This window comes from Vibrio sp. EJY3 (assembly GCF_000241385.1).
In the GTDB taxonomy this organism is placed as follows: domain Bacteria; phylum Pseudomonadota; class Gammaproteobacteria; order Enterobacterales; family Vibrionaceae; genus Vibrio; species Vibrio natriegens.
On sequence record NC_016614.1, the window covers coordinates 866,391 to 880,028 of the forward strand.

Annotated in this window: 10 protein-coding genes; 7 read left to right on the forward strand and 3 right to left on the reverse strand. The window is 44.8% G+C overall.

Annotated features, from left to right (window positions below; genetic code table 11):
• Nucleotides 1-4: 4 nt before the first annotated feature.
• Both VEJY3_RS19810 and VEJY3_RS19815 read left to right on the forward strand, forming a co-directional pair.
• Entirely contained in the window at nucleotides 5-3,313 is a 3,309-nt protein-coding gene (locus VEJY3_RS19810) for an efflux RND transporter permease subunit (protein ID WP_014234199.1), read from the forward strand.
• Complete coding sequence (locus VEJY3_RS19815; protein ID WP_014234200.1) at nucleotides 3,310-4,365, forward strand: efflux RND transporter periplasmic adaptor subunit; 1,056 nt, start codon at nucleotides 3,310-3,312, stop codon at nucleotides 4,363-4,365. The genes VEJY3_RS19810 and VEJY3_RS19815 overlap by 4 nt, the downstream gene beginning before the upstream one ends.
• 52 nt (nucleotides 4,366-4,417) lie before the next feature.
• On the opposite strand, the gene VEJY3_RS19820 is transcribed toward VEJY3_RS19815, so the two are convergent.
• The gene (locus VEJY3_RS19820; RefSeq protein ID WP_014234201.1) at nucleotides 4,418-5,290 is read right to left on the reverse strand and encodes an endonuclease/exonuclease/phosphatase family protein; all 873 of its coding nucleotides are present in this window, start codon (nucleotides 5,288-5,290) and stop codon (nucleotides 4,418-4,420) included.
• 309 nt (nucleotides 5,291-5,599) lie between these two features.
• Here VEJY3_RS19820 and nrdD point away from each other — a divergent pair, with 309 nt between their 5' ends.
• Entirely contained in the window at nucleotides 5,600-7,720 is a 2,121-nt protein-coding gene (gene nrdD / locus VEJY3_RS19825; protein ID WP_014234202.1) for an anaerobic ribonucleoside-triphosphate reductase, read from the forward strand.
• 80 nt (nucleotides 7,721-7,800) lie between these two features.
• A complete protein-coding gene (gene nrdG, locus VEJY3_RS19830; protein ID WP_014234203.1) occupies nucleotides 7,801-8,271 on the forward strand; it encodes an anaerobic ribonucleoside-triphosphate reductase-activating protein in 471 nt (156 codons plus the stop codon).
• Nucleotides 8,272-8,367: 96 nt separating this feature from the next.
• Here nrdG and VEJY3_RS19835 read toward each other — a convergent pair whose 3' ends face one another.
• A complete protein-coding gene (locus tag VEJY3_RS19835; protein ID WP_014234204.1) occupies nucleotides 8,368-9,753 on the reverse strand; it encodes an MATE family efflux transporter in 1,386 nt (461 codons plus the stop codon).
• Between the two features lie 158 nt (nucleotides 9,754-9,911).
• Between VEJY3_RS19835 and VEJY3_RS19840 the strand changes: the two genes are divergently transcribed.
• From VEJY3_RS19840 to VEJY3_RS19850, 3 genes are all read left to right on the forward strand, one after another.
• Entirely contained in the window at nucleotides 9,912-10,766 is an 855-nt protein-coding gene (locus tag VEJY3_RS19840) for an AraC family transcriptional regulator (RefSeq protein WP_014234205.1), read from the forward strand.
• A gap of 157 nt (nucleotides 10,767-10,923) precedes the next feature.
• The gene (locus VEJY3_RS19845) at nucleotides 10,924-12,111 is read left to right on the forward strand and encodes an amino acid aminotransferase (RefSeq protein WP_014234206.1); all 1,188 of its coding nucleotides are present in this window, start codon (nucleotides 10,924-10,926) and stop codon (nucleotides 12,109-12,111) included.
• A 12-nt stretch (nucleotides 12,112-12,123) separates the two neighbouring features.
• Complete coding sequence (locus tag VEJY3_RS19850) at nucleotides 12,124-12,798, forward strand: RimK/LysX family protein (protein ID WP_014234207.1); 675 nt, start codon at nucleotides 12,124-12,126, stop codon at nucleotides 12,796-12,798.
• A 65-nt stretch (nucleotides 12,799-12,863) separates the two neighbouring features.
• Here the strand turns inward: VEJY3_RS19850 and VEJY3_RS19855 are convergent, their stop codons facing one another.
• The gene (locus tag VEJY3_RS19855; RefSeq protein ID WP_014234208.1) at nucleotides 12,864-13,400 is read right to left on the reverse strand and encodes a hypothetical protein; all 537 of its coding nucleotides are present in this window, start codon (nucleotides 13,398-13,400) and stop codon (nucleotides 12,864-12,866) included.
• Between the last annotated feature and the right edge of the window lie 238 nt (nucleotides 13,401-13,638).

Consider the following 13,638-nt stretch of genomic DNA (forward strand, 5'->3'; position numbering starts at 1 on the left):
AAGGATGCCCGGAAATAAAGAGCGAAGCTTTGTTCAGTCTGTCATGAACAGCTTTTTCCCTCCGATCATGATCCTACTGGCCTTTATGGTCGGCGCGGCGGCGTTGTGGCTCACGCCAAAAGAAGAAGATCCTCAGATAGTGGTACCCATGGCCGATGTTTTGGTATCCGCGCCGGGCTTGAGTGCTTCACAAGTCGAAAATCAAATCACCGAACCGTTAGAGAAACTTGTCAGCCAGATCGATGGTGTGGAATACGTTTATTCCTCGTCGATGGAAGGATCCGCGCAAGTCATTGTCCGCTTTTATGTGGGTGAAAATCGCGAAGACGCGTTAGTTAAGCTCTACAACAAACTTTACTCCAATCAAGATAAAGTCCCATCGTCTGTAGCCAGTTGGTTAGTCAAACCAGTCGAAATCGATGACGTGCCTATCGTCGTTGCAGCGCTTTATTCGACGGAGCCTTCGACGCTAGATCGTCATCAACTTAGAAGAATCGCGGATCAAGCGACTTTGGGCATTAAATCACTTGATGCGACCAACAAAGTCGAGGTTATTGGCGGAGAACCTAGAAAAGTTCAGATTGAACTTGATACCGTCGCAATGGCGAATTTTAAAGTCACTATTGACGATCTTGAGCAAGCCATCCAATACAGCAATGCGAAAACACAGGGTGAAAATATTCGGGTTAATGGTCGCAATTTCACTTTAGAATCCGGACAATTTCTTACCAGCTCAAAGGACGTTGGTAATCTCGTCATTGCGGTGCTAAATGGCAAGCCTGTTTACTTAAAAGACGTGGCGAGAATTTATGATGGTCCGGGAGAGGCCACATCCGATACCTGGTATAGAGATAAAAATAGCGGCCAAGCGTTACCTGCTGTCTTTATCTCGGTCGCTAAGCAAAAAGGTTCTAATGCGGTTCACGTCGCTCAAGCAGTCAATGATAAATTAGCTCAGCTTGAATCTGATCAGTTCCCACATCAAGTTCAGGTCGCCATCATTCGCGACTACGGTGAAACCGCAAACGCAAAAGTGAACAACTTGGTTTCCAGCCTTGGTATATCAATTTTAACCGTTGTGGTATTCGTCGGCTTATTCCTAGATTGGCGAAGTGCACTGGTTGTCGGGATCGCAATTCCGATCAGTTATGGTGCCGCGCTGGGGATGGACTTACTTTTTGGTTACTCCATCAACCGGGTAACATTGTTTGCATTGATCTTAGCGCTCGGTTTGATCGTTGATGATCCTATCGCCAGTATCGATAACATTGAGCGTTACTTAAAGCGTAAGGATTTAACCCGCACTAAAGCAATTGTTCTGGCCATGGCTGAAATTCGTAGCGCGCTATTAATGTCTACCGTGGCGATTGTTATTGTGTTCACGCCAATGTTTTTTATCACAGGAATGATGGGGCCGTACATGGCGCCGCTCGCCTTCAACGTACCAATCAGTGTGATGTTCAGTACGGTTGTGGCGTTTATGATCACGCCTTGGCTTGCGAAGAAAATACTTACTGGCGCTCAGGACAGCGGTCATTACGATATCCAATCGTCGACCATGTATCGTTTATACCGTGGAGTATTAATACCGTTATTGGAAAGCCGTAAAAAAGCCTGGGCTTTCCTTGGATTAGTTGCGTTTTTGTTTGCACTCGCCGCGTTGTTACCTGTATTACGTTTGGTGCCACTCAAACTGCTTCCATACGACAACAAAAACGAATTCCAGCTAGTGTTAAACATGCCAGAAACGTCAAGTTTTGTTGATACTTCCAATGCGCTATCCAGTTTTTCTGACTATCTGATGACGGTGCCTGAAGTGACCAGCGTGTCTGGTTTTGCAGGGACGGCTTCACCAATGGATTTTAACGGCATGGTTCGCCATTACTTTATGCGCAGCGAGCCATACCAAGGTGAACTGCGCATAGTATTAGCGCCGAAAAAACATCGTTCTATGCAGTCACATGAAATTGTTACTCGTCTGCGAAGTGATTTAGAACAAATAGCGAAACGCTTTAACGCAGACATTCAATTAGTAGAGGTACCGCCAGGTCCTCCGGTTATCGCGACTATTACGGCTGAAGTTTATGGCGACGAAACTACTTCTTATGACGAGTTGATGGTACAGGCGGAGAAAGTAGCGGATCGCCTACGTAAAGAGCAGTTAGTATCAGAGGTAGATACGAGCGTTCAGGGTGACTTAGAAACGTGGCAGTTTGTGGTCGATCAGGAGAAAGCTGCGCTATCCGGTGTGTCTGTCGCTGAGGTGAATAACACGCTAATTACGGCGGCGAATGCTAAAACTCTTGGTCACATTGCTGATGGTCGGGAATTAAATCCTTTGCCGATTGAAGTTCAGCTTCGTCGTGAAGACAGAGACGATTTAAACCGATTAGAACAACTGTATGTTCGTGGAAGACCTGGGATTGCAAAAGTGGAAATGGGCGGCGCGGTGGTGGATGCTCCGCAACCCGTTGTTCAGCTCTCAGAAATTGGTCAATTTGTTAAACGTCCAGCGGATAAACCGATATTCCATAAAAACCTTAATCCTGTTGTTTATGTGTATGCCGAAGTAGTAGGGCGTGTGCCTGGTGAGATCATCGCAGATGTCATCGCGGATCAAGATACTGATCATTCCAGTGACGCACATGTTAATTGGCAGGATCGCACATACTTAAACAACGGTGCTGGTGTTGCCTGGAGCGTTCCGGAGAACATTAATGTCGTATGGAGTGGAGAAGGTGAATGGAAAATTACGGTGGATGTATTCCGCGACCTTGGCATTGCTTATGGTGCAGCGTTACTGGGCGTATTCGTGGTTATGTTGATTCAGACTGGTTTACCTGCGGTTTCTGGGATCATAATGCTGGCTATTCCATTGACGGTTATCGGTATTATGCCGGGATTCTGGATATTAAATGTCTTAAGCAATGACATTGGCAACTACCCGAATCCTGCGTTATTTACAGCCACGGCGATGATTGGGATGATCGCACTAGCCGGTATTGTTGTACGGAATTCATTAGTGCTTATTGAGTTTATTCAGCAATCTCTCGAATCTGGCAGCAGTTTGCACGACGCACTAATCGAATCTGGTGTGGTTCGTATGAGACCGATACTGTTAACGGCGGGCACCACGTTGTTGGGTAACATCGTTATTACGCTCGACCCGATTTTCAATGGCCTCGCCTGGGCAATCATATTCGGGATTACGGCCTCAACAGTGTTTACTTTGCTTGTTGTTCCAGTGGTATATAACCTCGCATACCAGAATACCAAAGGACATGGATTGCCTCAGATGGAGGAAGAACAATGAAATTAGATAACAAATTGCTGGGCATTATTTTAATTATCTTGCTCGCGCTTCTTTTTCTTTATATGGCTGGCTTTTTCTCCGAAAAGTTACCCACTGAGCATTCTGCGAAAACCAACGTGATTGATGTTAATTCTGTACAAACGCATGAGATGATACTGACCAGCGAACCAGTTGTTCGCGAGTTTCCGGGCATCGTTGTCGCAGATCAGCAAGCTGATATTGCCGCACGATTGACCGCCTCAGTTGTTGAAGTATTGGTTAAAGTAGGTGACAGAGTGAAACAGGGGGATGTATTAGCGCGCTTAGAAAGTGACGACTTAGACGCACGAGTTCGTCAGAGCGAGCAGGCGTTGTCTTCTGCACAAGCGCAGCTTAATGCCGCTCGTAAAGAGTTCTCACGCGTTAGAACGCTGTTAAACAGAAAACTGATACCACAGTCGCAGTACGACCAGGCAGAAAGTACATTGCAAACCGCACAAGCCAACTTCAACCGCTCTCAGGCTGCCGTCTCTGAAGCCGAGACGACCTTCGGGTACAGTATTATTACTGCGCCATTCGACGGTTTGATAACGCAGAAGCCGATCAATAAAGGGGATACCGCCACACCCGGGTCACTTTTGCTCTCGATGTACAATCCTGACTCGCTTGAAATAGAAGTTAACTTTGCCGAGTCAGTCATGCCTTACGTGAACTACGACAAGCAGGTGGAAGCCGTATTTCCTTCTTATGATGTGACGGCTTCGGCGACGATCAAAGAAGTGACACCGTCTGCTGATGCGAATTCACGCAGTTACACAGTCAAATTGCAATTTGAATCTCCGACCTCTGTGTACCCAGGTACTTTTGCAAAGGTTGCACTGACCTTAACGGACGACGTGGTTCTAAGAATACCGAAAGACGCCGTGTATCAAGTTGGCCAGTTGGATTATGTCAAGGTGTTGCAAGACGGTGGTGAAGTCGAAACGCGTTTAATTCAGTTGGGCGAGTTGGACAGAGTAAGGACAGGATTGAAACAAGGCGATGTCGTCATTCTCAATCCGAGACAGCTGTAATTTTTGTTATAACTAATACGCCCAGCATTTTTGCTGGGCGTTTTTTAGCTGACTAATTTGCAGAGAGTCGCACTTGCGTACTGATTGGACAATGGTCACTTAGATGGTAATCCAGAACATCTTGCGACTTAAATGTCACCTGTTTGGCTGGTTGCGATCCTAGACTATCGCTGACAATGATATGGTCAATGATAGAACGGAACTGATGCGTTTTATTCGGGTTACGATTCGAACGCACCTTACATTCTGCTTGAGTGTCTTTTGTGACTAATCTAGCGCTGGTATTTGAAGTCATTGTCGACCACAACCAGTCACCTTGATAAGCCAAGTTGTGGTTAAAATCACCTAAAATGGCGTACTTTTCTTGGCTCTTTTCACGCGCCGTTATCCACTTTGCCAGAGCTTCGCCTTGCTGCTTGAGCGTCTTGCATTCGCGACTGTTTTTGTAAGCGCCACTGCATCCCGCCTTTAGGTGAACTGAAAGCAGGTGAATTTCATCACGCTTATTCGGATTTAGAACAATATAGCTCGCAAAGCGTAACTTGCTATTGCCTCGAGTGATTGAAAAATCGGAGGGATCCGATACCGGGATTCCTTTACGCACGGCAAACCCTGTGTACTGGTTTGTGTCTGAGAACTGCAAATGTTTATTGCCGGACCGAGCTCTATCCGAAAAGTAAATATCGTAGCCATTTCCCACGACTTTCCTAATCGCGGCTTCACTATCGACTTCTTGAAATGCTAATACATCAGGTTGCGAGTTACCCACATATTGATTGAGTTTGGCAAAATCGTTCTCGGTTCTTGATACTTTTCCACCGTTCATTGCTAGCCATTCAATATTCCAACTGGTTAGATTGATTGAATTTTGAGCAAATGAGGCGGAACAAAAAACTAACATGGCTGTAGCAAAAAGTGATCGCATATTGGCTTATTTCACTCCCGTTTTAGTGCGTGTCCCTTTGTAACCTTTATCCTATAAGACCTCTAAAAAAAGCAAGTGTATTACGTACCAATTTTGCAATTTTCATTGATTTCTTTTTAATAAAGGGCATCAGCAATAAGATCGATTTCTTCTTATCCGCTACCCAGTTTTTGTTGATCAAAATCAATGTTTTCGACTGGTGCTTCTCGTTAAATACGCCACAATATATTGTGGCTAAAGAATAATAAATCACCCCATATAGTGTGTTTGTGGATAACTCTGTGAGTATGCTGGGGTAAGGAGAAGAAAGTGAAACCAATCGTAATCAAGCGTGACGGCTCAAGAGCTCCGTTCAACAGGGATCGTATTCAAGCAGCAGTCGAAGCCGCGGCGGAAAATAAAGATAAAGATGTCGCCATTTATGCTCTCAATGTTGCTCTTGCTGTCGAGTTACAGCTCAAAGATCACGATGAAGTTCACATCCATGAGATTCAGGATTTGGTTGAAAATGAACTCATGCAAGGTCCTTATAAGTCTCTGGCACGTTCTTACATCGAGTACCGCCATGATCGCGATATTGCTCGTGAGAAACAAAGCTTCCTAACTCGTGAAATTGAAGGTCTGATTGAAGAAAGTAATCTCGACCTTATCAATGAAAACGCGAACAAAGATGGCAAAGTTATCCCGACTCAACGTGACTTGCTGGCTGGTATCGTTGCGAAACACTACGCGAAAACTCACATTCTTCCTCGCGATGTCGTACAAGCGCATGAAGTGGGTGATATTCACTACCACGATTTAGATTACGCGCCGTTCTTCCCGATGTTTAACTGTATGCTGATCGACCTGAAAGGCATGCTGACACACGGCTTCAAAATGGGAAATGCGGAAATTGATACGCCGAAATCGATATCCACAGCAACCGCAGTCACGGCGCAGATCATTGCACAAGTTGCGAGCCATATTTACGGCGGCACAACGATCAACCGTATCGATGAAGTATTGGCCCCTTACGTAATGACAAGTTACGAGAAGCATCTAAAGATTGCCAAAGAGTGGGACATTGCAGAGCCGGAAGAGTTTGCAAAAGCGCGTACAGAGAAAGAGTGTTACGACGCTTTCCAATCGCTTGAGTACGAAGTAAACACGTTACATACCGCAAATGGGCAAACGCCATTCGTTACGTTTGGCTTCGGTTTAGGTACAAGCTGGGCATCTCGTTTGATCCAGAAATCGATTCTAAAAAACCGCATTGCGGGGCTTGGCAAAAATCGCAAAACGGCCGTGTTCCCAAAACTGGTATTCGGTATTAAAGACGGTCTGAACCACAAAGCTGAAGATCCAAACTACGACATTAAACAACTTGCGCTTGAGTGTGCCTCTAAACGTATGTATCCAGATATTCTGAACTACGACAAAGTGGTTGAAGTGACGGGGTCATTTAAAACGCCGATGGGTTGCAGAAGTTTCTTGGGTACTTATGAAGAAGACGGCGAGCTAATCCATGAAGGTCGTAACAACCTTGGTGTTGTGAGCCTGAACCTGCCTCGCATTGCCATTCGTGCCAAAGGAAGCGAGAAGAAGTTCTACGAGCTACTTGATGATCGCCTTCGTTTAGCGCGCAGAGCGTTAGAAACTCGCATTACGCGCCTGGAAAACGTCAAAGCACGCGTAGCACCAATCCTTTATATGGAAGGAGCATGTGGTGTTCGTCTGAAAGCGGATGACTCTATTGCAGAGATCTTCAAACATGGTCGTGCTTCAATTTCACTGGGCTATATCGGTGTGCATGAAACGATTAACGCACTGTTTGGCAACGAAGCGCACGTGTATGACGATGCGGTCTTACGTGCAAAAGCGGTTGAGGTGATCAAACACCTAAAAGACGCAGTAAATCAGTGGGCAGACGAAACAGGCTATGGTTTCAGTCTATACGCGACACCGAGTGAAAACTTATGTAGCCGTTTCTGTCGTATTGATACTAAAGAATTCGGTGTGATCGAAGGGGTGACAGATAAAGGCTACTACACCAACAGCTTCCACTTAGATGTCGAGAAGAAGGTAAACCCTTACGATAAGATTGACTTTGAAATGCCGTATCCAGAAATCTCCAGCGGTGGTTTTATCTGTTACGGTGAATTCCCGAACATGCAGCGTAACGTGGAAGCGTTAGAAAACGTATGGGATTACAGCTATACCAGAGTGCCTTATTACGGCACTAATACGCCTATCGATGAATGTTACGAGTGTAGCTACACTGGTGAATTTGAATGTACCAGCAAAGGTTTTACCTGCCCAAGCTGTGGCAACCATGATTCAACTAAAGTATCGGTAACACGCCGTGTATGCGGTTACCTTGGTAGTCCTGATGCACGTCCGTTTAACTTCGGTAAACAGGAAGAAGTGAAGCGCCGAGTAAAACACCTTTAATCAGTAACTGAAACTGCATACAGAAAATCAACCTGTTTCGGGTTGATTTTCTGTTTTCACAAACCTAATGAGACACGACAATGAATTACCACCAATACTATCCAATTGATGTTGTAAATGGACCGGGTACGCGCTGTACGCTGTTTGTTTCTGGTTGTATTCACCAGTGTCGCGGTTGTTATAATCAATCGACCTGGCGTGTGGATTCTGGGCATGTATTTACTCAAGAACTTGAAGACAAAATCATTGCTGATCTCAATGACACGCGAATTAAGCGCCGGGGTTTGTCGTTGTCGGGGGGAGATCCGCTCCATCCAGAAAATGTACCGTACATCCTAAAATTGGTTAAGCGTGTAAGAGAAGAGTGTGCGGGTAAAGATATCTGGGTTTGGACAGGTTACACTTTGGCCGAGCTTGACGACGCACAAAGAGAAGTAACCAAATACATCGATGTGCTTATCGATGGTAAGTTTGAGCAAGATAAAAAAGATTTGAATTTGGAATGGCGCGGCAGCTCCAACCAAGTCATACACCATTTTGATCATGCTTAAATAAGAGACAAACTGGCTGGAAAATAGAAAAGGCACATTCATGAGTTGAAAATGTGCCTTTTGGGTGAGTTCTTTGTTGGCTGTTGAAATCTTTGGTTACGCTGTCACCATATCCTCGTCATCAACCATATTGTTTATCCAGCGCTTAGACTGAATACGATAAGTCGTCAGTACACCTTTTACAAGTTCTTCGACAATCAGAGACATCAGCACGTAATGTAGAGGCAACCCTAGAACCATGCCTGTGTAATAGGTAAGAGGGATACCAATTGCCCACTGTCCAAAGGTGTCGATAAAAATACTGTACCGAATATCGGCGCCGCTTTTAAGAACGCCACCAATTCCCACCATATTGAACACGCGAAAAATCATTCCTAGTGCCATAACAAGGCAGACGTTAAGCGCCATTTCTTTGTCGGAAAGTGGAGTAAATTCCAATAGCCCGTATATCCACGGCGAACAAATCCACACTAACAGATACAAGATTATCGCTAACCCTGAGCTGGTTAATACATACCACCATGCGGTTTTCTCAACTCTGTCGTACTGTTTAGCTCCGATGTCGTTTCCAAGAAGTACTGATGCGGCGACGGCAAATCCCATAAACGCGGATATCAAAACGCCTTCAATTGGCGACAGGAATGAGACAATCGCCAGCTCAGACACACCTAATTGACCATACAAGACGCTGTAGACAATCAGACCACCAGTCCATAATGCATCATGGATGAGCGTGGGTAGTGAAATTTGAAAATACTTTTTACGGTACTGCTTAAGTGCACTTTGAGCCCAATCGAACTTCGTCGGAAGGAAGTGCGCGTAGTGTTTGATAAAGTAATACACCAATACTGCCGTTTGAAAGACGCGTGCGAGAAGCGTTCCTATTGCGGCACCGAACACGCCCCACTGTGGGAATCCCAACAAACCAAAGATCAATACTGAATTGAGAATAACGTTGACGATGATGGCTAATAAGCTGACCTTCGTCGCCAGTTTCGCTTCTCCAACTGATCGAAGTACGGATTCAATAGGCACAACGATCGCCGTCGTAATCAAGCTTAATCCATTAACTACAAGATAGTCGCGAGCATAGTTAACATACTCAGGGTCCTTGGACATGAACGAAACAATTTCTTGATCAAATATCACATAAAGGATGATAAACGGAACCGTGACCAAAATAGAGATAAACCACGATTGCGCCAGAGTCCTGCGGATTCCGTTAAATTTACCCGAACCATAATACTGGGATGCTAAAATCGTTACTGCACCACATAGACCAAAGATCACGGCAAGGTTAAAGAAAATAATACGATTAACCACACCAACGGCTGCAATGGCTGACTCGCCTAACTGGCTCACCATAAAAATGTCGACAATACCCAATAAGGCAAACAACATAGATTGCAGCGAAACAGGAAGGGCAATACCGTACAGTTTTTTCCAAAATGCTTTGTTTATGTATTCATGTGTTAACAGCATCGCATTTCTCCTTTAAGAATAATGCGAGTAGTTTATCCCCATGATTTCGCGTTGTATTTTTCAAAGGCATCCAATAGTTTTGCAAAACTCTCAAGTAATTTGAGCCGTTATATCTAATGTTGCCAAGACGCAATAAATACAGTGTGAGACATCGAAATATGGAAGAAAAACAAGAGTGTTACTCCATTTCCGAAAAAACGTATCAGGAGATGATCGACCACACGCGTGTTTTAGCATTAGAAGAAAGAGGCATCGTGCAATGCGGCATCGCAACCTGCAGAGATTTCTTTTCGGTGTATAGGAAAAACCAAAAAAAGCACATGTTGCTTTATACGGTGAGAGGAAAAGGCTGGTTGGAAAGTAATGCCACTCGCTATGAGTTGGAGCCGGGATCTTTAATCATTGTTCCCGCAGGCGTTGAAAATGGATTTGGTATGGGGGATGAAACCTGGCAGATAGCATGGGTTTTTCTTTCACAGAACACGGATTGGTCAATCGTAGAAAAAGATATTAGCTACCAGCTAACATCCGCACCAGAGGTAATGTACGCCTGCATTCAAACTCTGCTCCGCAGTATCAACTTGCCGATAAACTATGGTGGTGCGGTCGGTGCACACAGTGTCGCTCAGCTGGAGTTGATGCTAAACATGCCTCAATCAGAATCCCTTTCCCGTCATCAGTTAAAGCTGCGCCGCGTTTTCGATCTTGTCCAAAGGCAATTACATAAAGAGTGGACCGTGGAGCAATTAGCAGCCCTGTATCCTTGCTCGGAAGCTCATCTGTTTCGATTGAGTCAACAACAGTTTGGACAAAGCCCAATGGCACATTTAACGCGTATGAGAATGGAATACGCGGCCAGGTTATTACGCTCCACAGAATGGCCGATTCAGCACATTGGTGAGATTGTCGGTTATCCAACCAGCGCAAACTTCAGTACACGGTTTCGAACTTGGTCCGGTATGACACCGAGAGAGTTCAGACAAAATGGGCATCTTGAGATAGATATCGAGTAGTGATTTGCTTTCTTTGTAACCAACCAAGTGCACAAAGCACCATTGCATACAGAATTTTGTCCTATAATTGACGAAATTCGTAAAAAATCATTTCGTCATTTCAAATGATAATGTTACCGTGAAGTCCGTACTTGAATTTCAAAGGGTTGTGACTTTCATGTTTTCTAATCTACCAACTCCCGTATTAGATCCTATTTTATCTCTATCCGTTGCATATCGCGGCGATGAACGTCCAAACAAGGTCGACCTTGGTATTGGCGTGTACAAAAACAGCGCTGGTGAAACACCAATCATGAAAGCCATTCAGATGGCGCAAGACGTTGTTGTAAAAACTCAAAAAACCAAAGCTTACGTTGGCCTTGCTGGCTGCGAAGAGTTTAACCAAAGCATGGTTGATCTTTTGTTATCCGGAACCTCCGCAATGGATCGTGTTGCGGCAATTCAAACTCCAGGAGCGAGTGGTGCTTTGCGTATGTTGGGCGACTTAATGAAAGTTGCACAACCAGATACGACTGTATGGATTTCTAACCCAAGTTACGTGAACCACAAACCGGTGATGGAAGCTGCAGGTCTGAAGGTAAGGTTCTACCATTACTTCTCTCCAGAAACCAAGCAAGTTGAGACCGCTAAAATGCTAGACGATTTGTCAAAAGCTGGCCCTTCTGATGTCGTGCTACTCCACGGTTGTTGCCACAATCCAACGGGTGCAGATATCGACTTCGCCGCTTGGCAAGCAATTACAGAGCTATCACAGAAGAATGGTTTCACCCCTTTTGTTGATATCGCCTATCAGGGCTTTGGCGATGGTCTGGAAGAAGATGCGAAAGGCCTTCGCTTTATGGCAGATAACGTTGAAGAGATGCTAATCACGACGTCTTGCTCGAAGAATTTTGGTCTTTACCGTGAACGTACAGGTGCTGCGATTGTCGTCGGTAAAAATACTCAAGATGTCACTAACGCAAAAGGTAAACTATTAACGTTGGCTCGTTCTACTTACACTATGCCGCCAGATCATGGTGCTGCACTGGTCAAAACGATCCTTCAAGACGCGAACCTAACTTCAGTTTGGAAGCAAGAACTGAGCGAAATGCAGCAGCGTTTGGTTAGCCTTCGTCAAAACTTGTGTAACGAATTGAGAAATAACCATAATACAGATCAATTTGACTTCATTGAGAGTCACAAAGGCATGTTTACTGTGCTAGGCTTTACTGAAAAGCAAATGGCGCACTTACGTGAAGATTATGGCATTTATGGTGTTGGAGATGGCCGCATTAATATTGCCGGTCTGACCGAAACACATATTCCTTACGTAGCTGACGCGATAAATAAAGTCTCTCAACTTTAATTCGGAGTGTGGATGAAAAACTGGAAACTGATTCTGCCGCTTGTGATGAGCGGTAGTTTAATTGCTTGTACGTCAACGCAAACGACGACGGAGCCTGTTGAGCCAGAAACGCCTGAAATAGAACAACCTGTCGTGGTAGAACCAGAAGTTAAACCAGAGGTTGAGCCAAAGCCAGAAGTAGAACCAAAACCGGAAATAAAGCCAGAGCCGAAACCTGAGCCAAAACCAGAAAAGCCAGTTAAGGTACAAAAAACGCCTGACGGTATGCTTATTCTTGGCTCGGAAGAGTGGGTTTACGCACCGGGTATTGATGAAACGTTTAAAGCACGTGTAGATACTGGCGCAACGACATCGTCAATCAGCGCGTTAGATATCGTACCATTTGAACGCGATGGTAAAGACTGGGTTCAGTTCAAAATCGACCTTGGCGATAAGGCGAGTAAAGAATTTAAAGCACCAGTAGAGCGTTGGGCTAAGGTAAAACAGTCCTCATCGGACGAAGTCAATAAACGTGCTGTTGTAATGGCTTACATTCAGGTTGGTGATTACAAAGAGAAAACGGAATTTACCTTGGCTGAAAGAGGCCATATGAAGTTCCCAATGCTTTTGGGAAGAAGCTTCTTCAGAGATATTGCTGTTGTCGATGTATCGAAAAAATACGTTCAAGACAAACCTAGCAAGAAATAGTAACAGTACTAAAACTGAAATGGCCTCCACTTATGGAGGCCATTTTTTATGCTGGTTTGGCTTGCTTAGAATCCAAAGCGGGCAGACATCACGAGTTGCTGTCCGTAAACCCCGTTATTTTTGAAATCGGCACCAAGTGACAATTGCTGAGTCGAATGGAATCGAGCTCCCAAATTGTAAACGGTGTGGGAATCATCATTGTCCATTAATTGACCTAAACGCGCGTGAAACTCAACGTTTTGCATCAGCCAGACACGAGTACCAACATTAACTTCTGCGTGCCACTCATCGCCGACTTTGTCACTGCTGTTTTTCTTAATATTGTGCAGCAGCATCTGGCCATAAATATCAGCAAATTGTCCAGCAGGGCCATTGAAGCCAATACCACCTGCGACATCCCAGTCACCACTGAATTCGCTATCAGCGCGACCAATGAAGTGGGTGTTTTCAGTAAAGTAGCTTGTAATTTCCCCACCAAAGGTTCCTGGGCTGGTGCCCATACGGACTTCCAACGTATTGTAGTTAAAATTATTGGCATAAGAGGAAAGTGGCAGTATCGCGCACAAACCAAAGGCCGTAACCTTTAGCGCTTTACCTAGCATGGTAACTCCAGACAAGATCATTAAAATTACACACAGCAAAGCAAAAATCAGACCATAAATGATAATAGTATCACTTTTAACCAGTATCGCTTCTTTTAACCCGCGAGTAACCCGCGAGCGACTATTTACAACCCTCTTTCCAGACAGGGCAAGTGGAACAAATGTGACGATAAACTTTGATATTCGGTTCATTTGCTTGAGTAACCTGCAACGATAACGTTATGATTGCTCATCTATT

What these genes read in the sequence shown, in the direction of transcription:
- VEJY3_RS19810 (WP_014234199.1), top strand. Translation starts at nt 5, where the DNA reads ATGCCCGGAAATAAAGAGCGAAGCTTTGTTCAGTCTGTCATGAACAGC.
- VEJY3_RS19815 (WP_014234200.1), top strand. Translation starts at nt 3,310, where the DNA reads ATGAAATTAGATAACAAATTGCTGGGCATTATTTTAATTATCTTGCTC.
- VEJY3_RS19820 (WP_014234201.1), bottom strand. Translation starts at nt 5,290, where the DNA reads ATGCGATCACTTTTTGCTACAGCCATGTTAGTTTTTTGTTCCGCCTCA.
- nrdG (WP_014234203.1), top strand. Translation starts at nt 7,801, where the DNA reads ATGAATTACCACCAATACTATCCAATTGATGTTGTAAATGGACCGGGT.
- VEJY3_RS19835 (WP_014234204.1), bottom strand. Translation starts at nt 9,753, where the DNA reads ATGCTGTTAACACATGAATACATAAACAAAGCATTTTGGAAAAAACTG.
- VEJY3_RS19840 (WP_014234205.1), top strand. Translation starts at nt 9,912, where the DNA reads ATGGAAGAAAAACAAGAGTGTTACTCCATTTCCGAAAAAACGTATCAG.
- VEJY3_RS19845 (WP_014234206.1), top strand. Translation starts at nt 10,924, where the DNA reads ATGTTTTCTAATCTACCAACTCCCGTATTAGATCCTATTTTATCTCTA.
- VEJY3_RS19850 (WP_014234207.1), top strand. Translation starts at nt 12,124, where the DNA reads ATGAAAAACTGGAAACTGATTCTGCCGCTTGTGATGAGCGGTAGTTTA.
- VEJY3_RS19855 (WP_014234208.1), bottom strand. Translation starts at nt 13,400, where the DNA reads ATGCTAGGTAAAGCGCTAAAGGTTACGGCCTTTGGTTTGTGCGCGATA.